The organism is Globicatella sulfidifaciens DSM 15739, assembly GCF_900167405.1.
GTDB classification, from domain to species: Bacteria; Bacillota; Bacilli; order Lactobacillales; family Aerococcaceae; genus Globicatella; species Globicatella sulfidifaciens.
This window is the reverse complement of record NZ_FUWO01000003.1, coordinates 80346-106742: the sequence shown is the minus strand read 5'-3', so window position 1 is coordinate 106742 and position 26397 is coordinate 80346. Positions and strand designations below refer to the sequence as shown.

21 protein-coding genes, 1 tRNA gene, 1 other RNA gene, 1 pseudogene, 1 riboswitch and 1 other annotated feature are annotated in these 26397 nt (G+C 34.6%); of the genes and pseudogenes, 1 reads left to right on the top strand and 23 read right to left on the bottom strand.

Annotated features, from left to right (window positions below; translation table 11 throughout):
- Positions 1-79: 79 nt before the first annotated feature.
- From rnc to lysA, 18 genes and pseudogenes are all read right to left on the bottom strand, one after another.
- On the bottom strand, positions 80-778 hold the full coding sequence (gene rnc / locus B5D12_RS02625; protein WP_078755363.1) for a ribonuclease III: 699 nt from the start codon (positions 776-778) through the stop codon (positions 80-82).
- A gap of 590 nt (positions 779-1368) precedes the next feature.
- Positions 1369-2547: a M20 family metallopeptidase gene (locus B5D12_RS02620; protein WP_078755362.1), complete on the bottom strand. Its 1179-nt coding sequence runs from the start codon at positions 2545-2547 to the stop codon at positions 1369-1371.
- A gap of 19 nt (positions 2548-2566) precedes the next feature.
- On the bottom strand, positions 2567-3421 hold the full coding sequence (locus B5D12_RS02615; RefSeq protein WP_078755361.1) for a transporter substrate-binding domain-containing protein: 855 nt from the start codon (positions 3419-3421) through the stop codon (positions 2567-2569).
- A gap of 22 nt (positions 3422-3443) precedes the next feature.
- Positions 3444-4178 (bottom strand): amino acid ABC transporter ATP-binding protein, encoded by a 735-nt coding sequence (locus tag B5D12_RS02610; protein WP_078755360.1) that lies wholly within the window; start codon positions 4176-4178, stop codon positions 3444-3446.
- Positions 4171-4881, bottom strand: a complete 711-nt coding sequence (locus tag B5D12_RS02605; RefSeq protein ID WP_078755359.1) for an amino acid ABC transporter permease — start codon at positions 4879-4881, stop codon at positions 4171-4173. The genes B5D12_RS02610 and B5D12_RS02605 overlap by 8 nt, the downstream gene beginning before the upstream one ends.
- 68 nt (positions 4882-4949) lie before the next feature.
- Positions 4950-5179: a binding site (T-box leader), on the bottom strand.
- Positions 5180-5324: 145 nt separating this feature from the next.
- On the bottom strand, positions 5325-6092 hold the full coding sequence (locus B5D12_RS02600) for a hypothetical protein (protein WP_078755358.1): 768 nt from the start codon (positions 6090-6092) through the stop codon (positions 5325-5327).
- A gap of 16 nt (positions 6093-6108) precedes the next feature.
- The gene (gene pepT, locus B5D12_RS02595; RefSeq protein WP_078755357.1) at positions 6109-7350 is read right to left on the bottom strand and encodes a peptidase T; all 1242 of its coding nucleotides are present in this window, start codon (positions 7348-7350) and stop codon (positions 6109-6111) included.
- Between the two features lie 237 nt (positions 7351-7587).
- Positions 7588-7954: a transfer-messenger RNA gene (gene ssrA, locus B5D12_RS02590) on the bottom strand.
- A gap of 75 nt (positions 7955-8029) precedes the next feature.
- A tRNA-Lys gene (locus B5D12_RS02585) sits at positions 8030-8102 on the bottom strand.
- Positions 8103-8269: 167 nt separating this feature from the next.
- Positions 8270-9321, bottom strand: a pseudogene (locus tag B5D12_RS10720) (IS30 family transposase).
- A gap of 384 nt (positions 9322-9705) precedes the next feature.
- The gene (locus B5D12_RS02570; RefSeq protein WP_078755354.1) at positions 9706-11157 is read right to left on the bottom strand and encodes an APC family permease; all 1452 of its coding nucleotides are present in this window, start codon (positions 11155-11157) and stop codon (positions 9706-9708) included.
- Between the two features lie 163 nt (positions 11158-11320).
- Positions 11321-11710, bottom strand: coding sequence for a GtrA family protein (locus B5D12_RS02565; RefSeq protein ID WP_071408900.1), 390 nt, complete (start codon positions 11708-11710; stop codon positions 11321-11323).
- On the bottom strand, positions 11707-14592 hold the full coding sequence (locus B5D12_RS02560) for a YfhO family protein (RefSeq protein WP_078755353.1): 2886 nt from the start codon (positions 14590-14592) through the stop codon (positions 11707-11709). Before B5D12_RS02560 ends, B5D12_RS02565 begins: the two co-directional genes overlap by 4 nt.
- On the bottom strand, positions 14592-15566 hold the full coding sequence (gene pgfS / locus B5D12_RS02555; RefSeq protein WP_078755352.1) for a glycosyltransferase PgfS: 975 nt from the start codon (positions 15564-15566) through the stop codon (positions 14592-14594). Before pgfS ends, B5D12_RS02560 begins: the two co-directional genes overlap by 1 nt.
- Positions 15567-15738: 172 nt before the next feature.
- Positions 15739-17751 (bottom strand): DUF2079 domain-containing protein, encoded by a 2013-nt coding sequence (locus tag B5D12_RS02550; RefSeq protein ID WP_078755351.1) that lies wholly within the window; start codon positions 17749-17751, stop codon positions 15739-15741.
- 360 nt (positions 17752-18111) lie between these two features.
- Positions 18112-18885 (bottom strand): 4-hydroxy-tetrahydrodipicolinate reductase, encoded by a 774-nt coding sequence (dapB, locus tag B5D12_RS02545; RefSeq protein WP_078755350.1) that lies wholly within the window; start codon positions 18883-18885, stop codon positions 18112-18114.
- A 2-nt stretch (positions 18886-18887) separates the two neighbouring features.
- Positions 18888-19784 carry a 4-hydroxy-tetrahydrodipicolinate synthase gene (gene dapA, locus B5D12_RS02540; RefSeq protein WP_200802987.1) on the bottom strand — a complete coding sequence of 299 codons (897 nt, stop codon included), beginning with the start codon at positions 19782-19784 and terminating at the stop codon, positions 18888-18890.
- Between the two features lie 301 nt (positions 19785-20085).
- On the bottom strand, positions 20086-21381 hold the full coding sequence (gene lysA, locus B5D12_RS02535; RefSeq protein WP_078755348.1) for a diaminopimelate decarboxylase: 1296 nt from the start codon (positions 21379-21381) through the stop codon (positions 20086-20088).
- Positions 21382-21465: 84 nt separating this feature from the next.
- Positions 21466-21612: riboswitch (Lysine riboswitch) on the bottom strand.
- A 191-nt stretch (positions 21613-21803) separates the two neighbouring features.
- On the opposite strand from lysA, the gene B5D12_RS02530 reads away from it, so the two are divergent.
- The gene (locus tag B5D12_RS02530; RefSeq protein ID WP_078755347.1) at positions 21804-22790 is read left to right on the top strand and encodes an aspartate-semialdehyde dehydrogenase; all 987 of its coding nucleotides are present in this window, start codon (positions 21804-21806) and stop codon (positions 22788-22790) included.
- 66 nt (positions 22791-22856) lie between these two features.
- On the opposite strand, the gene B5D12_RS02525 is transcribed toward B5D12_RS02530, so the two are convergent.
- The 5 genes from B5D12_RS02525 to liaF all read right to left on the bottom strand — a co-directional run bounded on the left by B5D12_RS02525 (position 22857) and on the right by liaF (position 26351).
- Positions 22857-23459 carry an ECF transporter S component gene (locus B5D12_RS02525; RefSeq protein ID WP_078755346.1) on the bottom strand — a complete coding sequence of 201 codons (603 nt, stop codon included), beginning with the start codon at positions 23457-23459 and terminating at the stop codon, positions 22857-22859.
- A gap of 14 nt (positions 23460-23473) precedes the next feature.
- Positions 23474-23773 (bottom strand): HesB/YadR/YfhF family protein, encoded by a 300-nt coding sequence (locus tag B5D12_RS02520; RefSeq protein WP_078755345.1) that lies wholly within the window; start codon positions 23771-23773, stop codon positions 23474-23476.
- A 132-nt stretch (positions 23774-23905) separates the two neighbouring features.
- The gene (locus B5D12_RS02515) at positions 23906-24541 is read right to left on the bottom strand and encodes a response regulator transcription factor (protein ID WP_078755344.1); all 636 of its coding nucleotides are present in this window, start codon (positions 24539-24541) and stop codon (positions 23906-23908) included.
- An 8-nt stretch (positions 24542-24549) separates the two neighbouring features.
- Positions 24550-25608: a sensor histidine kinase gene (locus tag B5D12_RS02510; RefSeq protein WP_078755343.1), complete on the bottom strand. Its 1059-nt coding sequence runs from the start codon at positions 25606-25608 to the stop codon at positions 24550-24552.
- Positions 25605-26351 carry a cell wall-active antibiotics response protein LiaF gene (gene liaF, locus B5D12_RS02505; protein ID WP_078755342.1) on the bottom strand — a complete coding sequence of 249 codons (747 nt, stop codon included), beginning with the start codon at positions 26349-26351 and terminating at the stop codon, positions 25605-25607. Before liaF ends, B5D12_RS02510 begins: the two co-directional genes overlap by 4 nt.
- Positions 26352-26397 lie beyond the last annotated feature (46 nt).

Genomic DNA, 26397 nt, shown 5'->3' with positions numbered 1-26397 from the left:
TAATCAATATAGTAGGAATTATAACATAGTTTACAAACGTTTTCTAGTCATATTCTCATAATTTTTCCGAAAATTTAATTTATTTTAAGATGTTACCCTTCTCATCAATAAAATTTAAGGCACTTTCCGCTGCCGATATTTCTGCTTGCTTCTTACTACGCCCCTTACCAATAGCTAAAGGCACATCATTCACTCGCACTTCCACAGTAAATTGGGTATTGTGAGCAGGCCCTTCTTGTTTGATGACTTTATATTGAATTTTAACGGTTCCTTTTTGTTGAACCAACTCTTGCAGATGCGTTTTATAGTCTTTACTTACGGAAGCGAGCATCTGTTGATGTTGATGTAATAAAGTTAAATTGACAAATTTTGTCGCCAATTCGATTCCTTGATCTAAATAAATCGCCCCTAAAATCGCTTCATAGGCATCTGAAATAATCGATTCTCGCTGACGACCACCACTGCCAATCTCTCCTTTACCTAGATAGATCGCTTGGTCAATTTTAAATTGACGCGCTACATAGGCCAGACTGGCTTCTTGAACTAATTGCGCACGCATTGTCGTTAATTGTCCCTCAGGCAACTTAGGATATTGATGATATAAGAAATCACTGACGATAATTTCTAAAACCGCATCCCCTAAAAACTCTAAGCGTTCATTGGATTGTAATTTAAATTTTGGATTTTCATTAACGTATGTTGTATGAAATAGTGCATTTTCAATAAGTGATGGTTGATTGAATTTTACTTCTAATAATTGTTCTAATTCAAAAATCATTAAACCCCTTCTTTCTATATTAATTAACTATTTCATTTGTTATATCCTTACAATTCGATATAATTATCCGGATATAACAAACCAAATAAAAAAGTTGAGGACCAGGCAAGAAGTAGAAAATCAAATAATTTAGCTTCTTCTGACTATCCCCGCGAAAATGAGACTGGACTAGAAATAGAAAAATCAAGTGATTTTAGCTTCGTCTGCCCATCCCCATGCAGTGGAATAGGACTCAAACAAATCATTAAGACGCAGGTTGAGACCAGTCAACCACTGTTCAATAAATTAGACAGTGGAAGCAAATGGTATGTTAAAGTGATTACCCAGCTTCACTACTCTTCCTATTTTACACTATTTAACAATAGAATGGGAGTAACAAGCTGTAGAAAATTTGATGCGTTTCGTTTCATCTACCCACTCGGTCTAAATTAGCTCCTGTGGCTTTGTCCGTTATATTTTTAAATGAATTTTCTTCAACAGGTCACCCCAACAATAGAATAAGCATCAAACCAGTTTTAAATCACTGTTTGATGCTATTCATCCACTAAACTTTTCATTAAGGAGCAAGTTCTTAACTTATTTTACCAAATTTATCCTAATAACTTAGATAAGGTTTCTGTTTGTTCTTTTTGAACCTCAGCAAAAGTTTCTGGTTCTTCTAATAATTGCAAGGCTACTAGAGCAATACCTTGAGCTGCCTTAATTAACCCTGCTTTACCAGCTGGTGAAATGGTGGCATCTGCCATTTCTTTAGAATGTCCTTGTACCCAATCTTCAGCAATCTTTATATAACCTTGTATAGTAGGACATTTATAACTTACGGCTCCAACATCAGTGGAACCAGTAGCAACTTCATCGACGGGTTCAATATCTGTTAATCCTAGTTCTTGGTATTTTTCAGTTAATAATTCCGCTAATTTATAATTAATAACGGTATCTTCATAAGGGCACTCATAGACAGATGTTTCAACCGTGGTACCATTGGCCATCGCAATACTTTCAGCAATTTTTTCCGCTTTTTGCGCCACTTCTTTAGCATAAGCAAAGTTAGGCGCTCTAAAGTAATAATCGAGGGAGGCATACGCTGGTATCACATTAGCGGCTTTACCCCCATCACTTATCACACCGTGAATGTAGGTGTGGGGTGCCATAAATTGTCTTAATAAATTAATTTGCACAAAGGACATGACAGCGGCATCCAAAGCTGAAGCACCTTCTGATGGACGACAAGCATGCGCGTTTTTTCCAAAAAATTCAAACTTCAATGGATAAAGTGCATTAGAACGGCCACCTACCCCATTTTTTGTGCCAGGATGGACCATTAAAGCAACATCTACATTATCAAAGACACCCGCTTCGGCCATAGATACCTTACCACCAAAATTTTCTTCAGCAGGGGTTCCAACCACTAATACTTTACCGCCATACTGATCAATCACCGCTTTTAGTGCTTCTCCAGCAGCCACCCCAATTGCCGCAATTAAATTATGGCCACAGCCATGACCGACTTCAGGCAAGGCATCATACTCACACATAAAGGCAATGGTAAGACCCGGCTTGCCCGAATCATATGTTCCTAAAAAACCAGTAGGCACAACATAACCCGCTTGCGTTTCAAAACCCGCTTTGGTTAAATAATCAACCAATAAAGCCATGGTTTCAAATTCTTCATTACCAATTTCGGGATTATCATATAATGATTGGACGATTGCCATATAATCATCAATCTTCGCTTCAACCGATTGTTTAATTATTTCTTTTGCATTCATTATAGGGCCTCCATTCTTTTTATTCTTCAATGGCTTTGACACTTAAAGCTTTCGCTTCGTCTTCCCATTTAGCCATTTGACCACTGTCAATCGCTTCTTTTATGACTTTATTGACCACTTCTAATAATGCGGTATTGTCCATGTTTTTCGGGAAGCCAATCACATTTTGTGCATAAATGTTTTCTGGGTCCAAATCAAAGCCATCTTTTGGTAAAATCACTAAATTATCAAATGATTTTAATAATGGTTCCGCAGAAGAAGTTGCCACAACCATCCCTTGGATATCACCTGCATTTAAAGCTAACACTTCTGCATCCATTGTGCCGTATTGCTTAACATTCGTTGGCGAAGTAATTTTTATGGCCATTTCATATTGGATAGAGCCACCTTGCGCCCCAATCGTTAAATTAGCCGCTTTTAATTCATCTAATGTTTTAAATTTTTCAGCTGTTTCTTTAGTGACTAAAATCCCTTGGTAACCACCATTATCACCTGTTTCTTGAGAGTAACCATCTGAAAAATCCATTACTGCAGCCCGACCTTCAGTAAATGAGAAACCAGCGATTCCCATATCCACTGCACCTGATTGGATATTGGCAATCACCCCATTAAAATCAGTCGTCACTAATTTCATTTCAACGCCTAATTCATCCGCAATCGCTTGAGCAAGCGCCATATCGCTACCGACAATTTCTTTTTCACCTTTATCATTAATAATATAAAACTCACGTGGTGGAAAATCCGGTGAAGTCCCGACTAAAATTTCCCCTTTTTCTTTAATTTTAGTAAGACTGTCCTCAGCTGCCATCACTTGATTGATTGATAAAGAACTGACAAATATTAACGCCACTAAAAATGATATAATTTTTTTCATGATATTTCCTCTTTTCTATGTATTAGTAATTGATTTGATCTAAAAATTGTTTCGTCCGATCCACTTGTGGATTCTCAAAAATTTCTTGGGGTGTCCCTTGTTCAACAATATTGCCATCAGCTAAAAATAACACCCGGCTAGCCACACGTTTAGCAAAATTCATCTCATGAGTGACAATAACAGTTGTTAAACCTTCTTGTGCTAAAGATTGAATAACTAATAAAACTTCTTTTACCATCTCTGGGTCTAAAGCAGAAGTCGGTTCATCAAACAACATCACTTCTGGTTCCATTGCTAAGGCTCTGGCAATCGCTACCCTTTGTTTTTGACCACCTGATAATTTATTTGGGTAAACATCTTTTTTATCTAATAAGCCGACCTTTGTTAATAATTCCTCTGCTTTTTTTTCTGCTTCTTGTTGCGACATTTTATTTAATTTTACCGGCGCTAAGGTTATATTTTGCTTAACGGTTAAATGGGGAAATAAATTAAAATGTTGGAAGACCATCCCGACTTTTTGTCGTAATTGGTCGACGTTTTTTTCAATTAATTTATCTACATTCACTAATTGTTCTTTAAAATAAACCTCACCCGCTGAAGGGATTTCCATTAAATTAAGGCATCGGATCAATGTTGACTTACCGGAACCAGAAGGCCCAATCAACGCGATCACCTCCCCTTTTTGGATTTCTAGATTAATTCCTTTTAGAACTTCTAAATCACCAAAATTTTTCTGTAAATTAGTAACTTTAAGCATAGACACCTAACCTCTTTTCTAGTAATTTCATCAATTTCGTTAAAACAAATGTTAAGACAAAGTAGATGACCCCAATCAGTACTAAGGGTTCAAAAATCGAATAAGTCGCAGCCTTAACAATATTTTGCGCATACATGACATCGAATACCCCTACTGTCGAGACAATCGAAGATTCTTTTATCATCGTAATAAACTCATTACCTAAACCTGGTAAGACAACCCGCGTTGCTTGAGGAATAATGATGGAGAATAATGTCTCGCGTCGACTTAAACCTAAAGCACGTCCGGCTTCCATTTGACCTTTGTCAATGGACTCCAATCCTCCACGGAAAATTTCACAAATATAAGCGCCCGAGTTAATCGACAAGGCTACCACTGCTGTTAAAAATTCACGGGAACCGTAAACATTTCCTAAAGCTGCAATAGCTGGAATACTAAAACCGATTAATGGAAAACCATATAACCATAAAAATAATTGTAATAACATTGGGGTGCCCCGTACGACTTGCGTATAAACATTGGCAATTCCCTTTAAAATCTTATTCTCAGATTGTTGTAATACGGTTGCTAACAATCCAATAATGGTTCCTAATAATACTGTAGCTAACGACAAAACAATCGTGACCATCGTTCCTTCCCAAAATGTTGGAAGCCAAGGTCCTAACTTTTTAAAATCAACTGCGATACTTAATAAACTATACATCTCATTGCTCCTTTTCTTTTTACAAATTTATAAACAAAAAAACTCGTCTCCACACTTACCCTTGTAAGTATAGAGACGAGTTGTAAATTACATACCCGTGGTACCACTCTAGTTAACGGGAAATAAAACATTATTTCCGATTCACTCGTTTTGATAACGCTCAGACAGCGAAACTAGCTAATTTGTTCACCAGTTTGTCTCATAAGTGCGCTTCAATTATCGCATCATAATAGGCTTTCACTCTGTCCTATCTCGCTGTAATCAACTAATAATTTACTCTCTTAATCATCGACTAATATTAAGTTGAATAAACTATAACACTGAATTTTAATAAATGCAACACTTTTATGAAAAAAAGATTAAATTTTTTCTATTTGTTGCCTTAAGTGATCCATTTTCTTATTATAAGGAACTTTTTAAAGTAAAAATAATCGTCGCTTTTCTCATTCCTTTACCTTGCGAAATACTTTAAGCGTCATCTGTGGCCATTCAGCCTTGATTTTTTCGAATGAATTGATCGCCCAAAAATCATGAAATGTTTGACCATTCTTATTAAAACATAAGATGTCGGTCACCATATAACAGGCGTGTTGCAATGTATGGTGCATATCATAAAAACAAACGACATCACCTGCTCGATAGTCCATATCTTTTACTGGATAATACTGATTCCGTTTTAAAAAATTCAAAAAAGTATTGGCAAACATCCATTCAAAAATAATTTGGTCGTTATTAGTTAGACAATAGATGACTGCGGAATAGCAATTCGGTCCATGAATTTGCGGTATTTGATTATGAAATTGAACAATTCTTTCTGGAATATTATCAGGTATTCGCACATCGCTAAATGAATCGTCTAATCGTTCAATCATTTTATCTTGCCAACTCTTAGGCATACGATGCCAAAAGTTAATCGTCACTAAATTGTCTTTATACATCATCGCATTATGGTTACGTCTTTGTTCGTTTAATAAGTCATATTGTAAATTTTGTGGTAAATCCTCATACCAGCCTGCTTGTTGAACTATCACATAATCAAACGTTATTTTCCATGTTTGATAGCTCGAAATCGCATGAATACTTGAATAAACAGGATGTTGATAATAATCAAGTTTAGGTAAAATCAACTCTTCCTTAAAATCTTGTAGGTGTTGATCATAAAAATCTTGTCTAATAAAAAACAAATCATAATATTGCTCTAGTGTTCTCATATAACTCCTTATAATGTTAAGCCTCTTTTTCAAGACTTAGCTCAATAATTGTTAAAATAATATCCGTTACTTTCTCCATACTTTCAACGGTTACAAACTCATAACAGCCATGAAGATTTTCGGCCCCTGTACAAATATTAGGGGTTGGAATACCTTTATAGGTTATAATACAGCCATCTGTTCCTCCTCTAAATGGTTGTATATCAGGAGTAATCCCGTTCGCTTCATAAGATTTAATCGCCAGCTGCACGGGCAGTGATTCTTTAGAGATTTTATTGGCCATATTATAATATTGATCCTGAATTTCATACTTAACGCGCGGTCGATCAAATCGCTGATTAAACTGTGTTAATTGTTCAGCAATCCAATTTTTTCGGTCTTCAAATTTATCCCAATCATGATCGCGAATAATATAGGTCATTTGTGCCTTATCTAGTTGACCACTAATATTACTTAACATATAAAAACCTTGGTAACCCTTGGTTTTTTCAGGTACTTCATCTTTAGGAAATAATTGATGAATATCAGCAGCAATACTTAAAGCATTGACCATTTGACCATAAGCTTGTCCAGGATGGACGGAAGTCCCTTCAATTTCAATGGCTAAGCGAGCTGCATTAAATGTTTCATACTCTAATTTTCCGATTACGCCACTGTCAGCAGTATAAGCGAATTCAGCTGGAAATTTGTCCGTTTCAAAACGATGAGCGCCCTTACCAATTTCTTCATCGGGACCAAAGGCAAACCATAATTCACCATGTTTAATTTCCGGATGTTCTATTAGATATCTTCCGGCTTCAATGATTGAAACCATCCCCGCTTTATCATCAGCCCCCAGTAAAGTCGTTCCATCAGTCGTGATTAAGGTTTCACCAATATAATTTTTTAAGTTTGGAAATTCTTCCGTTGTCATCCAATGATTGGTCTCTTTATTTAATAGGACATTTTCCCCATCATAGTTATCGTGAACTTGTGGCTTGATATTATCAGCCGGATAATCAGCGGTATCAATATGGGCAATCCAGCCGATAGCAGGTGGTTGAGAATCCCCTTCTATATTGGAAGAAATTTTAGCTACAACATACGCATCACGTGGATCTAATTGTACTGCTTCAAATCCTAATGCTGTTAATTCTTCCACTAACATTTCCGCAAATTCCCATTGACTCGGAGTAGACGGAATTGCATCACTATTAATATCACTACGAGTATTAATTTTTGCATATCGTAAAAAACGTTGTAAGTGATTATTATTCATTTCATAACCTCCACTAGCAAATTATAGCAATATTATAACATAGTTAAAGATAAATAATGAAACAATTAAAAGTTTTGGGTGGGTGAAGGAATAGCTCCTTAATTCATTATATAAATCTGAAATGAATGCCAAATTGAATGCCAATGATAGCAAATACTAGCTAATGTTAGACAAGTAAAAAAACAAAAATGGCTTACTAGCAAGCTTTAGAAGCTGTAGTAAACCATAGAAAATACAAAGTGGAGATGAGGAGATTCGAACTCCTGTCCAAATATCTCGTCACCAATGAGTCTACGTCAATAGTTTATCCATTTAAGATTTAGCTACTGCATAGCCGACAAACAGGCATCCGCTATCGCGAGTCTGATAATCTCTTTTTTAACTTACAGACGGCAAGTTAAAACGTATCCCACTAAATTTGAGACCACGATCTGAGTACATGGGCGATACCAGGGTGATCTTCGCTGCAGGTTTTTAGGCTGCTAAAGCGAAATTATTGTTTTGATTGTTTGCAGTTATATTTAACTGTAGCGTTTTTAGGAAGTCGCTGCCTTCCTGACGCGTCATTAGCTCGAACAATACCTGTCGAAACCATGACATCCCCTTAATATTATGTCTTTATTATAATACATAAAAGCACAAAAGTCAATTATAGTCAAATTGGCTTCTGTGCTACGACTGGGCTGTGAGGGGATCGAACCCGCGACCCACTGATTAAGAGTCAGTTGCTCTACCTACTGAGCTAACAGCCCGTTACAAAAATATATTATATACCTCTAAGTCATCAATTGCAAGTGCTTTTTTAGAAAATAATTGTAGTTAATATAATCTTGAGTTGTAAAGTTAAATGCAACACTTTCTGTTACATGATTCGATGAACTTAAATCTCTTTACTTCTTCCCCTAGGGGAAGAAAAATTTTAAATACTACATTGTTGAAAATACTCTTCTGATGAACGTAGCCCAATCACTTCTCTAATCCTTTTATTGATTGCCTGAGTGGCTTGATCGATATCCATTTCTGAAAAAAGATGGATGGATTTTCCTTTAGGGATGAATTCTCTCAACAGTTTATTGAAGTTTTCGTTTGAGCCCCGTTCCCAGGATGCGTAGGTATGACAAAAATATACGTCTGTATTGAGTTCAGACATTAAGGAGAATTCAGAACCATTATCAAAAGTTATTGAAGCAAATAGGTTAGGGTTATCTGCTAGAATCTCTTCAAAGGCATTTTTAACCGTTTGACTTTTATAGTCGCTGATTTTCTTAGTAATGGCATAGCGTGTTTTTCTCTCCGCCAAGGTAATGATTGCCGGTTCATTTTTCGTTTTCTTCCCTTTAACCAGATCAGCTTCCCAGTGTCCAAATGTTTCTCTTGATAATACGTCCTCTGGACGATCGGTGATACTGGTACCTAGGATTCTTTTATTTTTGCCCTTAGGGTTACTATGTTGGTTTTTTCTTGGTTTCAGACGATACATGACAGGTAAGTCATGTGGTTTGATAGACAAAAGACCTTGACGTATATAAGAATAGACGGTTTTAAACGTTGGTATATTCTCTACAGGATGCTTTTTTCTATAAAGAGCTATGAATGTCTTTATGTTGTAGAGACGCTGTTTCCCTTTAAACCACCCTTTTGTGAAGGCATCTTCCAGCGCAGAGAAGAAAGCGCTCGAGAAAGAAACAATCTTTTTCGGACACTCTTTGCTCGTCGTTTTTCATAAATAGATTGACCGGAATCTGAATAGTACACAGTGACTTTCTTATTATAGCCATTGATCTGTTTGATTTGTTCTACTTTTCCTCGATTGATTTCTCTATGAATTGTGGAACGGTTACGCCCAAGGCGTCTGCCTATCTCTGCTTTATTAACATCTTCATTTAACCATTTTTCTATCAGCTGTCTTTCTTTAAAATCTAAATGAGTAAATGATCGAGTCTGATTTGTGTTATAATTACCTGTGGACATGAAGATTCTCCTTTGCTTATTTTGTGGTGATTTAAGTATAACGAATCTTCATGTCTTTTTGTATTTTCAGAAATTACTGAGTGTTGCAATTAATTTTACAACACACCTAGTTAATATAATCACATTATCCGATATAAAGAAACTGGGCAGAAAAAGTAGAAAATCAATCGATTATCACTTCCTCTGCCCACTACTGCATATTTTGAAACCATTAAACCACTGCGCTCTTAATTAACAAACAATAACATGACTATATTTATCTAGTTGATGCCCACCCTATACTGATCCTCTTGAAGGCCCAATTTGAGTTCCCTCAACCACTGCACTATAAAAAATTTGGAACTAATGGAATTTTCAAAGTATTTGTCCAATCGCAATCCTTTATCACGGTTGGTAGCTTTGTTGTCGCTTAGCGTATGACCAAAATAACAATATAAATAAGATTCCCACTATCGACGTAATCAAGGCCGCTTTAAAATTTAGAATAAAATTACCAAGTACGATTACTAAAATGCCTAAAGTCGCAAATAATGGGGCGATAATTCCAAAAAATTTATTTTTAATCTGTCCTTTTTTATATAATTGGAAGACTAAGTAATAAATCGGTAATAAGCATAAATTATTAAAGACCACGGCACTTTCTGAAATATCTGAATTAGGCAACCATTGATATTTAAAAACAAAGTAGTGAATCACTAACCAAAGAAGATTGATTACCATTACTAACAGTGTCGAATGAGTCGATAGTTGATGTTGTGGATGTAATTTTTTTAATGATTCGGACTTTAACCACCCTTTTTCAGCCATTGCTTGAGGTAAACGAATATTAGCTAAAAACATGCCGTTGGCTACTCCTAAAACTGAAATAACCACAATGATAATTAAGACATTCCCTAAAGCTCTACCAAAGATCATATTAAAGGCAAAATTAACTGAATGGTTGCCCGTCGATAAAATAAAGGTTTCGCCTAAAATATTATTTAAACTGACAAAATAACTGACATATAAAACTAAAATAAAAATAGGTCCCAAAATATAGGCCAATGGTAAATTACGTTTGGCATTTTTTAATTCTGGTGCAATATTCGTGACCACATTCCACCCATCAAAGGTGAATGCTAAAGGAACTAATGCTGCTAACCAACCAAAACCTACATCTCTTGGTTCAACGATTGGTAAATTTGAAGGAATTGCTGGTATCGGCTGTTGCCAAATTAACCCCATTATCATAATAATAATTAACGGAATGACTTTGATAAAGGTTGAAAGGCTTTGAAAAAATCCGGCTAATTGTTTCGAATAATAGTTCATGATTGCAATAATAAATAAGTAAACAATCGTTAATATAATTTCAGCTTCAAAACTGGCGTCGGGCTTCAATAAGCTTAATGTATAGGACGAAGCGACCCAAGTGACCACTGTTGTGATGACGGGGATATAGATAAAGGACTGGAACAAGCCTATGACAGTGGCAAAGGTCTGATTATAGTATATTTCAGCATACCCGGCCAGTCCACCACTAGTAGTGGTTCTCAATGCTAGTTGTGCCAACGTTAAACTTCCAAAAACAATGTTAACAGCACCTAATAAAATAACTAGGACTCCTAAGGTAACATTGCCGCCGGTAAATGACAAAATATCATCTGCTTTAAAATAAATTCCCGATCCCACTACGGTTCCAACAATCATCGCAATAGCCGTTAATAATCCATAAGTTTTATTTTTCTCTTCCAATCCTTCACCTTCTACATCCAATTTAGCTGATAAAAATTCAATTGACCGCTTCTGTAAATCACCCAAATAATTAAATTGTGATTGCCTATATTTTACATTCATTTTCAAATAAATTCCATCGCCCTTTATCAAATAAAAACTCGATTAACAATCGATTTTGAATAACAGGAGTTCTACCCATTAAGGAGTTTTCTTAACCGTTCAGCTCCTAACATAAAACCATTTCAGTGTTATTCTACTTTCTTTTATTAATCGAGTTACCAATCTATTTTTGTTCTAACCAAATTTTTCTCATGGCAAAGTTGATACACATCACTACAACAGCGACCATTATATTAGCATAATTGGCATTAATCCCTAATATTTCAACTGTAAACCATAATAAAGCTAAAGTAATCAACATGCCGATGACACTTAATAATACAAACAATTGAAATTCACGGCCTTTTTCTGTTTCTGAATATTTACTAACAAAAACATATTTCATACTTAAATAATAATTAAAGATGGTGGCAATGACAAAAGCGATAAATTTCGCTAAAATATACCACACTCCAAATGCATTAAATAAAGTATAAAAAATGATCCAATCAATTACTGTTGCAATGACGCCTACGATACCGAATTTAATAATTTGTTCGAATAATTTTCTCATCCATTTACCACAGGCTTTCTTTTATTTTTCTCTAGTAAACTATACACTATCAAGCCAAAAATTGAAACACCTGTTATCATCCAACCAATACTCCAACCGTCTGGTGTAAACATCATTTCAATTTCGTGAGTTCCTTTAGTAATTGGGAATGAAATAAAAGCACCCCAGGTCTCTTTGATTGGCACTTCTTGGCCATCAACGGTCACGGTCCAACCTTGATTATAGGGAATCGAAGTCATCATATAACGACTATCATCGGTAATATTAACCGTCCCTTTCATTAAGGTATTCCCCCACTCGGTCACTTTCATCCCTTGTTGTTTACGATGTGCGATGATTTGTTCACTAATGCTTTGATCAGCTGTAATGACGTACATATCTGTTAAATCAAGTTCCTTCGTCGTTCCTAACGTTAAGACCATTTCTTGTGTTTGGCCTTTTTGTTTATTGGCAATATTCCATAATTGCTGACCATCAAATGAATGTTGATAATCATACCAACGACCATTCAACTTAATTTCAGTCTTACCACCTTTTTGACGTTTTAAGGCTAAAGGCGCGTTAATATAATAGGTCGCATCTGTTTGTGGCGTAAAGGTAAATTTAATTTCACCTTCTTGGCTTTCATCTATCTTTTTATAAATAACTTTACCAGAAGCTGTTTCTTCTTTTTTTACATTGATTAATTCAATGTTTTCAAACAGATATGATTTAAAGACTTGCAATTCCTGTCCACTGATAGCCGATAAAATTTGATTGTTCGTATGGGCAACTTGGTTAGGGTGAATTTCTAAATTCACGGTCTGTTCATTAACACCAAAAGCTATTGGCAATACATTCTGATTTTCATATATTTTAAAGCGTTCATCTTCCCAATATAATTGATAATAATCGAGTAAATCACTACGGGTAGAATTACGATGGAAGAAACGACGATTAGGATATTGTTGGACATCATCATTCGTATAATCTTGGTAATCTACTACATAACGAATGCCGTAGAAAGCGTCCATAAAGGCAGTTCCGTTACCATAGAAGCTCGAAGCATTACTGCCTGAATCTCCTACGGCTGTCATGAAATTCAAGGTGGATCGTTCCATATTTGAACTAAAATGAGTCATACCAGGATAATCAAACATGAAGGGATCATTTTTACTTCGCTCAAACATTTTATTAATACGGTAAAATTCTCCCTCTTTACTTGGACGAATTAAATCGATTACCGGTAAAACGGATAATTGTGCATCTCTAAATTTTGAGGCATCGTCATAATTCATTCGACTTTGAACGATATAAGCATTAAGCCCTAATTCAAAAATTGTGAGTAAACTAATCACTAAATAACTTGATTTTTTAAAACCAAAAGCTAAAACGAAAAGTACAAAAATCCAAATCGTAAGTGATAAAGTTTGTAATTTAACTAAATAACCAAAATGATTTAATAGTGAAACGGCAATAAAGATTAGGACTGAACCACCTATCATTGATATTAATCGTTGTCGTCCAATATGACGGTATTTGTACAATGAGAATATAAACAACACGATTAACACTCGTAAAATTAATGCTAAATAATTTTCCAATAATGGCACTACTTCACTCGTTGCATCAAAATTGAAAAATGAAAATTCATTTGAATAGGTCCATTCAGCGGCTAAATAGATAAAGGCCGATGAAACCATCACTAATGGCCAACTGACACTGCGCCAATTATGAAGGCCACGATACGTTAATAAGACCATGAAGAATGAAATAATCCATGAGAATCGATAAAAGAAGCCAGCCGGTGTTTGCCCCATATGCCAAATTTTATTGAAAAATAAATTGACAATTGAAATGAAAAAGACCGCAAAAACAAATATAGCCGCTATTTTTTGTTTTTTAGAGATGGAGCGATTCGCAAAGAATACACCCGTCCCAAATAATCCTAAACTACCGACAAAGATATTGGGTAAATTAGGTCCTGCTGGCCACGATTGACTGTCAAAAGCACCAATCATTAATTTTGCCAGAGCATCTAGAGGATTGATTTGCATCTTCCACTCGAAAGTTAATTGACTACCATACGCACCTTTAGAAATTAATAAGTCCATAAAAACAGGGTATAATAACCACATCACCATCCCTGCCCCTAAGATAGCATAGATGGCCGCTCTTAAAATACGTAATAAGGAAGTTTTACTGAATAATTGGCGACTCGACATATAAAATATCGTATATAAGATAACGAATAAACAAATCATGTAGCCCATATAATATTGTAAGAATAAAGTTAAGGCAATGATTAACGCAAATTTATATCCTTTGCCACCGTCTAATACTTCTTCTAGGGCTAAAATGACCAATGGTAACATGATCATCCCATCGTAAAAAATGATATTCATTTGATAAGCAACTAAAAAACCTGCTAAAGCATAAACGGTTGACAACAATGGCACTAAGAAACGACGATCATTTAAATGACCATTGTAACGTTTAATGAGTAAATGCGCGAATGATAAGGCAATAAAGCCATAACGTAAACCAATAATGATAGTCGTTGCTAAGCGAAATTCACCCGCTGGAAATAGCGCGTAGATTAAATAAAATGGACTCATTAAATAGTAAGCCCAGTTACTAATCATTGTGCCACCAATTGATTTAGAAAATGAATAAAATAAATTACTTAAATCCCCTGTCCAAAGTGTCCGTTTATACAAACGGAAGAAGTCGATATATTGCTGTCCAAAATCGACTGACATTAGGGTTTCGTCTCCAAATGGGTAAACTCCCATAAAGGCCCATACGACCAACATAATCGCAATTGGTAAAATAAAACTTAGGATATAGAGTCCTTTTTTTGTTTGATATAATTGATTAAATTTTTTTGTTATTTGTTCCACTATCTCAGTTCCTTGTCTTTTCCTTGAATATTAGTTTCTTCTACAATAAAGTGCGGGCGTCTTTTGACCTCATAGTAAATTTTCCCTATATATTCACCTAAAATTCCAATCGAGATTAATTGCACCCCACCAAATAATACAATCGCAAATAAAGTGGTGAAATAGCCACTAATTAAACGACTCGGATCAATTAACCAAATAATAAAATGCCATAATAAATATAATACGCCTAAAGAGACACAAATTAATCCTAAATTGACACAAATTCGTAAGGGTCTATCATTGAATGATAAAAAAGCATCGATCGCATAATTCAATTTATTCTTCAAGCCAAATTTAGTTGAACCGCCCTCACGAACTTGATTTTCATACTCGATAATCTTTTCTTTATACCCTACCCAAGACACTAGGCCTTTGGTAAAACGATTATACTCCGGTAAGCTTAAAATAGAATCGACAACATTACGACTCAGGAGACGAAAATCAGAGACCCCTTCAGAAATATGGACATCCATTAAACTATTGAATACTTTATAAAAGTGTTGTGAAAAGAAGGAATCAATCTTGCCTTCTCCTTCTCGTGATCGACGAGCAGATACGATATCATACCCTTCAAAATAGCCTGTCAGCATTTCTTCCACTACTTGGGGTGGATGTTGGAGATCGCCGTCCATTAAAACGACTGCATCGCCAGTTGCATATTGAAAGCCAGCTAAGATACCAGACTCTTTACCAAAATTGCGACTAAAACTAATATATTTTACACGACTATCAGATTTAGCCAGCTCTTTTAATAGTGGTAATGTTTTATCTTTACTACCGTCATTGATATAAACAAACTCTAACTCAACTTCTTTATTTCGTTTTGCTTTAAATTGTTGACTTATTTCTGTTAACACTTTACTGACCGTTTCATGAGTCAATAAAATCATTTCTTCTTCATTATACATCGGTATAACTACAGATAATTTCATTGTAATTACCCCTTTCGAAAAAAATTACCATGATTAAACTTTACCATATTTTACCCTAGAAAAAAATGAATATAAAATTTAATGGATAAAAACCTTTTAAGTCCCCTGAACTCCTCATCATTATTTGGCTTAAACTACTTTTGGCTAACGTAAGTGTCTAGCTTTTCCAATCCTATTCTTGATTAAGAGGTTGATTGTCTTTTTCTAAAATTAAAATAAAATCACTTGATAAATCACTGCTGACATACCCTTGTTCCATATATTGATTGACAATTTTAGATTCCTTACTGTTATTATTTAATAAGTTATATTCAAACACAATATAATCTAGCTCATGATCAACCTCTCCATTTTTATGGTAAAAAAGATCATATACTTCATGGCGGTCAGCTAGAGCTGTTGTGTAATTAGAGAGGGAAGCGACTTTAGCTGTTGCTGGTATGTTAGCTAAAGTAGTCTTTATGCCCTCATAGTGAACTTGATTTTCTTGATAGGTTTGCCATTTATCCATTTTAGGTAATATTAATCGTATTTGTAAGCCTGAAGAGACAATTAGAGCAAACACTAGCAATCTTTTGGCCGTCAACGATAAAGTCTTTCGTTGATCTTTAAGCATTTCATAAACAGCAATCATCAATAATAAAAACAACAAGGTACTGGAACCATAATGATACTGCTTAAATAAGTCCACTTGGTAAGGCCAGTCACTCAATAAATTAATCACTAATAATGGCAATAATAATACATAATTAATCAAATATTTTTGAAATAATGGTAATAAGCCTAATGAAAATAATAAAGTCGCTAAATAAATTGTTTTTCGATAGGTAAACACACTGGCAATCGTATAGACCGGATTTTTTAATGCATTCATCACAGCAAATTTTAATCCTTCTTGATCACCAATCATAAAATTACCAAAACGTGATGTCATCGCCCCGGTACCAACCGTTTCTAAATAATGAATGACACTGACAAAATAAAGTGAAGGCAATAATAAACAAAAAATCGCAATCATCCATTTCGTTGATTTGGTAAAGTTAAACGATTGTTGGAATAAAAAATAAATCCCTAAACTCAAAATGTAAATCGTAGCATCTTCCTTAATAATTAAAGTTAAAATGGTAAATAAAACAATTAAAACTTTATTCTCAATTAAAACAGCATAAAATAACCATAACAGCAATGGTGCTAAAAAACAATTTTCATGATAGTCATACAAATGTCCTGTCGTCAAACTAGGGAATAATAAATAGGCTAATAATAATAGATAAGCTAAAGTCTGACTGAAAGACAAACGTTTCGCAATTAAATAAACCGGAACAACACCAGACGCCACCAATATTATTTGACTAACTTCTAACGTTTCTGCATACGGAAAGATTGAATAAATTGGTAATAATAAATAATGGATGGGTGAAAAATGGACTGAAAAATGAGATAAAAGACGATCACGTTCAAGCGTCGTGACCGGTCCCACCCCCTTTTTCATATTGGCAAACATTTGCGTAAAGATCCCCATATCAAAAGTCGGTGTCTCAAATATTTTGACTTTTGCAATCATGATGGTTGAAAGTAGGATAATTTGCAACACGAATATCATTCCCGCCACTAGGGGCAGGTGTTTTTTGAATTTTTCTAACCATCGTAGTTTGTTTTTGAAAAATAATAACGCTCCTAATAAAACACTTGATGACAGGATGACCATCAAACTATTTTTATCATTTTTAGTTAATTCAACTAAAAATTTTTCCGCTATCGCAACCTCTGACGGATTAAACATAAAATAAATGGCCATTAGCATTAGCAGGATGATGCCCAATAAATAGATATCGCCATATCTTTTTTGATTGAGGCGTCGATATAAATAAGCAACAAATAGCACTAACATTGAACCTAAAGTAACCATCATACTTTTACTCTTAAAAGCAAAAATATTAAAAAAGAGCATGAATAATATGATAAATAAACGTTCACGCCATGCTTCTAATTTAAATAGTTTTTCAAATAAGAATAGTCCCCCAGTGATCACTGAACAACTAATAATGACCATCAAAAAAGAAAAATCATTATCTAAATTTCCGTATAAACCATATTGTTGTTGTGTAAAGATTGAAATTATAGCATAAATTAAATAGCCATTTAAAAATGGGAAAAAAACATCGGTTTGTTTTATCTTATTCATAAGTTATTTGTTCATCCTTATTATAATAATTTGACTAGCATTTCAATCGTATCTTTATTATGAAAGCTAGTCAAGATTTGAACTAGAAAATTAATATTAATGCAATCTTATTTTTATTTCTTTAATAGTTAGCAACTAATTCATAACGCGCTGTGTCTTTAAATGAAAGTAAAACAAGACCCACTGCTAATTTTTCCACTATTTTAAAGCTAGCTGTTTTTCAAAGGTGATTGCTAGCAACCCTTTCATCATAAAAATGGCATAAAACAAGCGTCTTTCTTACGTGTTTTATGCCATTTATTATGTTACTGATATTTAATTGACCAAATTCGCCAATAATGCTGTTGCGATATTATTAACCTAGCGCATCAAATCACTCATGGTATATAGACCCGCGGTTTGTTGTAATAAGAATTCAGAACAAGCTAAGGCTCCTTGCACAAATAACTCTTTATTGTTTGCCTGATGTTTTATTTCAATGACTTCATGATGATTGGCAAATAAGACAATATGTTCCCCTACAATATCACCACCCCGAATTGCATGGACCGCTATTTCTGAATGTGGGCGCCCTTCTCCAATTCCACTGCGACCATAAATAACTTCTGTTGTCTCTTCAATTGCTTGTTGTGCCGCTTCTAGTAACATTAGTGCAGTTCCACTAGGAGCGTCTTTTTTATAGCGATGATGTTTTTCAATAATTTCAATATCATAGCCTAATGGATATAATGTTTTGGTTAATTGATAAATCGTCTTTTGAACGACAGCCACTCCGATACTCGTATTATTGGTGTCAAAAATAGGTACATATTTGCTAGTCTCTTTTACTAAAGCTAGTTGGTCGTCTGAAAGACCAGTGGTAGCTAGTAAAAGAGGTAATTGTTGTTCCTTCACAAATTGTAACAACTCGTTAGTTAATGCAGGTGAAGAAAAATCAATGACTATATCAGGTTTAATTGATTGTCCTGCTACATATTCTGCTAACTCTTTAAAATTATAAAAAACTGGAAATAATTCATCTTTTTCCGGACTCTTTTGTAATCCGGCATAAATTTCAATATCTTGTGTGTTGTCGGCATATCGGATAATTGCTTGTCCCATTGCGCCACTAGATCCAATGATTATTACTTTCATCTTTACTCTCCCTTTTGATAATGCTTAACTACTGGTAACAAACTTTCGAGTTCTTTTTTAACTTGTTCACTCGGTTCCCATAATGGTAAACGATAGGCATTTTGGTTATAACCCATTAAGTGCATCATGTATTTTACTGGAATAGGATTTACTTCTGCGAATAAACTATTAATCAATGTTGCATAATCATTTTGTAATTGATGCGATATCTCGGTATCTCCTTCAAAATAGCTTTGGCAAATTTGATGCGTTTCTTGTGGTAAAACATTCGCTAAAACCGAAATGACGCCTTTGCCTCCTAGATCTAAAATGTCATAAATCAGGTCGTCATTACCAGAATAAATAGAAAATTGTTCTAAATCAACTTGGTTGGCTAAAGCTTTGGTATAGGCTAAATCGCCCGTTGCATCTTTAATAGCTACAATATTTGGATGTTGTGCTAATTCAACAACTTGTTCAACTGTTAAGGTTGCCCCAGTTCTACCTGGCACATGGTATAAAATTATCGGAATCGAGACAGCATCAGCAATTTTAGTAAAATGCAATAACATGCCCTGATGATTCGCTTTATTATAATAAGGAGTTACTAATAATAAGGCATCGACTCCCACCGCTTGTGCTTTAATACTTAATTCAATGGTATGTCTTGTATCATTAATACCTGTCCCGGCAATAATCGGAATTTTTCCTTCTACTACTTCAACCGCACGTTTAATAAGATTAATTTGTTCTTCGTCTGTCAATGTAGACACTTCACCAGTCGTTCCCGTTATGACTAATGCATCTGTTTGATTTTCTAAATGGAAGGTTAACAATGCATCAAAAGCTGGCCAGTCAATGGCACCTGTTTCATCAAATGGTGTAATCAATGCTACTGCAGATCCTGTAAATATTTCCATTTTAATTCCCTCCTTGATATTGTTGTCAGAAATGTTGCGTTTTTAGCGTGTTAGCTTTTTTAGCGTTTTTAGATTTTTAGAGACTTTAGCGCCTTTTTAGCGTTTTTTGCTTTTTTTCTATTTTATCCCCTTATTTTAAAGGCGAAGGTTTTTCAACTTTTAATTAGATTGTCCCAATGGTTTGGCTATCACTCTATTACGTTTTGAGCATAATTTTTTTATTTCAGTTTTTTTTATCATTCTGCTATTCAAGTAATCTTAATGCTTAATAATGTATTAAATCTGTTAATGGATGTATATTTTAATCCAATTCATTTTTCATCATATCTTCAAACGTTTCCCGTTTAACGGTTAATCGATGATGCGCTCCATCAATATGAATCATGGCTGGGCGTGCGAGTCGATTGTAATTACTAGCCATTGTATAATTATAGGCCCCAGTTCCATTGACTAATAATAAATCACCGGTTATTGCTTGTGGCAGTGTTATGTTTTCAATTAATTTATCGCCGCTTTCGCAAGCTTTACCAGCGACAGTATACTCAATTGTTGCGGGTTCGGTAATTTTATTAGTAATAGCTGCTTCATACTGAGCCTGATACAACGCTGGTCGAATGTTATCACTCATTCCGCCATCAACAAATAGATAATGTTTGCCACTAACAGTGTCTTTCAAATCACCAATTCGATATAAAGTACTACCAGAGGCATTCACTAAAGACCGACCAGGTTCGATACAAATTTTATTTAATTTTAAACCTAGTCTGACACTTTCTTTTTCAATATTTTGCACAAACTCAGGTAAAAATTCTGCCATCTCGAAGGGCTGGTCTTCTTTGGTGTAGTAAACCCCAAAACCTCCGCCAAAATTGATTTCAGTAATCCGATATTTCGTTTTTTCTTGTGATGTTTGAGCAAATTCCATCATGGCCAATGACGCTTTAAAAAAGGACTCACGATCAAAGACTTGACTGCCGATATGACTATGAAATCCAACAAAATTCAAAAACTGACTTTCATGTAATTGGGTAATGAATTCAAATATTTGTTCGTCAAAAATACTTTCACCAAATTTGGAGTCTAAACTAGCTGTTTGTATATATTGATGTGTATGAGCTTCCACACCTGGATTAATTCTCAATAGTACTTTCGGTCGTTTATTCAATTTTTCAGCAATTTGTTCTAAACGACTGGCCTCCATGCGATTATCTATTACAATCGTCCCTACTTCATTTTGTAAGGCATACACTAGCTCTTCATCCGATTTGTTATTGCCATGAAAATACATTTTATCAGGCTTCACTCCGGCCGCTAAACCAACAAAGATTTCACCTGCGCTGACGACGTCCTGTCCTAATGGCGATATTGCGATTATTTTGGCTATCGCTTTCGTCAATAAGGATTTAGAAGCAAATAGCACTTGTGTCTCAAACAAGTCTGAGTGAAAATTTGCTGTATAAGACTCTATTCTTTTGCGAAAACTAGCTTCATCAAAAATATATAAAGGTGTTCCATATTGATTCGCTAACTCCTGATAAGAATGACCAGAGTGAACTAATTCACCATTGACAATGTTTTGGTAAGTTTCAAGTTTCATATTTTTCCTCCATATAAACAAAACGACCACAAACATCTAGGTTCGCGGTCGTCAAATATAAATAGTCTGATTTTCCCTGTCCTAGTTAATGATTGCACTTTCTAATTAACTGGACGGTTAATTAGAACAGTGACAAACTTATTCAGCTTGCCCCCAACAACAATATTGTTGTTTCGGCGAAATCCCCTTTCCCTTTTAGGTACTCTTGTCATCCGCGCCTCGCACAAAAACTTATTCGATTGAGTTTACTATAACAGTCATTAAGGTATAAGTCAAACAATATTAAAGGATAAAGAAAAAAAGACTGTTATCTTGAATAAGATTGTTTTTTAATCAATGTCTAATATTTACTTGACTTATTTTCTATTTATAGTATTTTTAATATTATCGGTATGCTTATAAAGCATGGAGGAGGAATCATCATGACAAAAAAATATAATGTTGCAATATGTGGAGCAACAGGTGTTGTTGGACGCAAAATGATTCAAGTCTTGGAAGAAAGAAATTTCCCAGTGAATCAACTCTTTTTGTTTGCTTCAAAACGTTCTGCAGGAAAAACATTAACTTATAAAGGCGAAACCGTCACCATTCAAGAATTAGCTGAGGACTCTTTAAAGGCTCCTATTGAGATCGCCTTATTTTCAGCTGGAGGCGAAACTTCATTAAAATATGCGCCAATTGCCGCCAAAAATGGTGTCTTCGTCATTGATAATAGTTCAGCATGGCGCATGGATGACACGGTCCCTTTAGTAGTGCCTGAAGTGAATCCTCAAGCATTAAAGGCCGATAGTAAAATTATTGCCAATCCTAATTGTTCAACTATCCAATCGGTAGTGCCTTTAATTGCTTTAAAACCTTATGGCATCAAACGGATTGTTTATACTACCTATCAAGCAGTTTCAGGTGCTGGTAAAGAAGGAATTAGTGATTTAGAAAATCATGAAACCAATAAGTTTCCTTATTCAATCAATGATAATGTCTTACCACATATCGATACTTTCCTAGAAAATGGTTATACTAAAGAAGAAACCAAAATGATCAAAGAAACGCAAAAAATTCTAGAACAACCAGACTTAAAAATAACAGCTACTTGTGTGCGGGTACCCATTCATACTTCCCATGCAGTGTCAATTAATATTGAGTTAGAACAATCATTTTCTTTAGATGATATTCGTCAAGCCTTCAATGATTTAGACGGTGTCATCGTGCAAGATGATCCACAACATAATCTTTATCCCCTACAATCAAAAGCAACGGATCATGATGGGGTGTTTGTTGGTCGTATTCGCCGTGATGAATCAGTTGCGAATGGACTTAATCTTTGGGTCGTTGCTGATAATTTAAGAAAAGGCGCTGCGACTAATACCATTCAAATTGCTGAATCTTTAATTGAACAAAAACTTATTTAAGCATTAAAATAGCTAGTGGGGAGATGCTAATCAAAGCATCTCCCCACTAGCTATTATTTTATATCATTATTTTCTTCTTGAACTATATTTAACGGCCGCTAGTAATGGCGGTGTCACAATTCCAGAGAATAAGAATTCTGGCACCCCATTCGAGATGACAATCCCCCATAAGACTTTCCATAAATGGGCTGATGTATCTGCACCTAAAGCTTGCATACCCCCATTGGCTCTAAATAAACCAATAAATCCTAACACAATAGCTGTATTAAGTAAGGAACCTAAGGCGCCTAATAAGATATGGACGATCTTCGAATTTTGTAGATTTTTGCTTAAATTATAATAAATAGCACCAATAATTAAAGGCATTAAAAATCGTGGTAAGACTGAAATAATTGGTGAATTAAATACCATTGCTGCCATTAATGAATTCGGCATAATTAAGGCTCTTAACCAACTATTAATCCCCCAAAATGTTCCAACTAAAGCACCTTCTTTAATCCCTAACCAAAGCGTTGCGACAATCACGGTTACATGAACAATTGTCACAGATAATAAAGGTGTATTAATATTACCTAAAAAAGGTACCCATGTTTGAATAAAGACTAATGCAAAAAATAATCCTAATTTAACAATATTACCCGTTTTAGAATTTGAATATGTTTTTTCCATTTTACCTCATCCTACTAATTATATTTTTTATAGACATATTTTGGCTCTTGCAACTTTTCATCAAAATCGACTATTAAATCATAGCCTTCAAAATACCATTGATCATTTTCTTCAATAAAGAACTGTACTCCATTATCTGTTACTGTAGAAGCTATCGGATTTAATGGTTGATCGGGCTCAATTCCAATTGTAAAACCATCATTAATTGGACTTTTGCCATAGATTCTCGTTTTAAATCGGATACCAAATCCTTCATTCAATCCTACCTCCTCTTTAAACCATTGGGCAGCTTTTGGATTAACCATAATTTGCATAGATTATAACTCCCTCTAACATTTTTATTTACTGAGTTCTATTATACTCCTTTTAAAGCGCTTTTTGTAGGGTAAAAAGTCAATTTGGAAAAAATAGTATATAAAATATTGTTATATAAGTAGAATATCCGTTTAAGGTTTGATTAAGTTATGTTTAAACGCATAAATGGTTGCTTGGGTCCGATCTTCTACTTCTAATTTTGATAAGATATTGCTAACATGGGTTTTAACTGTTTTTAGGGTAATAAACAATTCATCGGCGATTTCTTGGTTTGAATAGCCTTCACCGATTAACAATAACACTTCAAATTCACGACTGGTGAGTTGATCATGCAGTTTAGGTAGACTATCAGAGTATTGTTTATCTAATATTTTATCTGAAACTTCTTTTTCAATGACTGTATCACCTTGATAAATAGCACGAATCGCATCTGCTATTTCATTCGCAGATGAGGTTTTGAGTAAATATCCGCTGGCACCACTGTCCATTGCTGGAAATACTTTTTCATCATCTAAAAATGATGTCACAATAATAATTTTCGCCTCTGGCCATTCGGCCACAATTTTTTTGGTAGCTTCAATACCATCCATTACTTCCATCACTAAATCCATTAAAATAATATCAGGTTTCAATTCTAGCGCTTTTTGGTATCCTTGTAGACCATTTTCTGCTTCGGCTACTACCTCTATATCGGGTTGAACCATTAAATAAGATGTCACTCCTAAGCGCACCATTTCATGATCATCTACTACTAAAACTCGTATCATACATTCCCCTACTTTCTGTTAATTGGTATTTTAATATCAATGACAGTCCCTTGATTTGGTAGACTGTTAATTTGAATGATGCCCCCAAGACTTGCGATTCTCTCACGCATATTGGTCAAACCATAGCTGCCAACTTTTTGATTGGCTTTAGTATCAAATCCTTTACCATCATCGATGATTTTTAATTGCACATTGTCATCTATTTCATGTAAATAAACCTCGAATTTGGTTGCTCGTGCATGTCTTAAGGTATTGGATATCGCTTCTTGAACAATTCGAAATAAATGATCTTCAATGCCACTTTCTAAGCGAATCTCATCTAATTCCCAGTAAACGACTTGAGGGATTTTAGGTTTTAACTCTTTTAATAATTGAGTAATTCCTTCTTTTAGAGATTTATCGGATAGCTCAATCGGTCTTAAATGTAGTAATAAGGCGCGCATTTCAGTTTGAGCATTATTAATAATTTCCTCAACTTTAGCTAATTGTTTTTGCGTGGGTTGTGGCATTTCTTTGGCACTGGTTTCGTTAATTGCAGATAACATCATCATTGATGCAAATAACTGTTGGCTCACCGAATCATGTAATTCTCGAGCTATCCGTTGGCGTTCCTGTTCGATAATCTCTTCTTTAGTTTCGGTACCAACAAAGGTAGGAGCCGCTGAAAATTCTTGTAAGTCTGTTGATATTTGGACTATTTTATCTCTTAACGTTCGAATATCTTCATCCACTACCTTATAAGGTTCATACCAATTAGGTGTTTTTTTCTCAGTTGAAAATGCTGGGTGTTGATATTTGCCTAATATTAACCAATTAATTTTCGCGTGGATATTTTCATAGGGTTCACTCAAACCAATCGAATACACAAAAGAGCAAAATAATGAGACAATCAGTATAAAACTTAATATGACTCCCCATAAATTAAAGTTCCAAAAAATATTATAGGTTAACACCGACCACTCCATGATTTGCATACCTTCAATTAACACTACCAATAACAAAATCACCGTTGTCATCAAAATCACAAAATGAGAGATAAATAATTTAAACCATAAACGTAATGTCATAAGCGAATGACCTCCACGTCTCCAAAAACAGAAGAAATCATAATTTTAAGTTTTCGATTATTTTTTTGGTAATCTGGACTTTCCCATAAAAAACTATCGTTTAACAATGAAAATTCATCTTGTTCGTAAATAACTCGTCCGTTGATTAAACTGATATTCATTTTCAACGCTATTTCGTGAGGCACAATGACTCGTGTCCGTCCGAATAATTTACGAATAACCACCACATTTTCTCCTTCCGGTAAGATGGTTCGTCCCAAATCAATAATCGAATCGCCTCCAAGCGCCACAATATTAATATCATCCCACTCAAATATTTCTTTTTCTTCATATTGTTTAACAATTGATTTTTTATAGACTAAACTACGTTGTTCAATCTGAGGTCTTACAACTTTAACACCGACATAAGCTTTGTTGTTTTTAAAAGGATAAATGTATGATTCACGAAACCAAATTATTTCATTCCCTTCTTTCGTTTGAAAAATGGCTAATAATAATAAAACGATTAACATAAAGCCTAAAAAAGCATACGAATCGATTAAAACATTACTTAAAATAAATAATCCTAAAAAGAATAATATATTTCGTTTAATACCTACTGGAATAAAAAAAGACCCAACCATTAACGCAATCGCACCTATAAAAAATAGAAAATTGCGAATATTACTAAATAAATCAAAAGCAACTAGCGCTAATGAGATAGCCACAAAAACCCAGATATATTTTTTTAACCATTTACGCATAGTGCACCTCCATTATATTATACAAGTTTATTATCCATTAATTTGG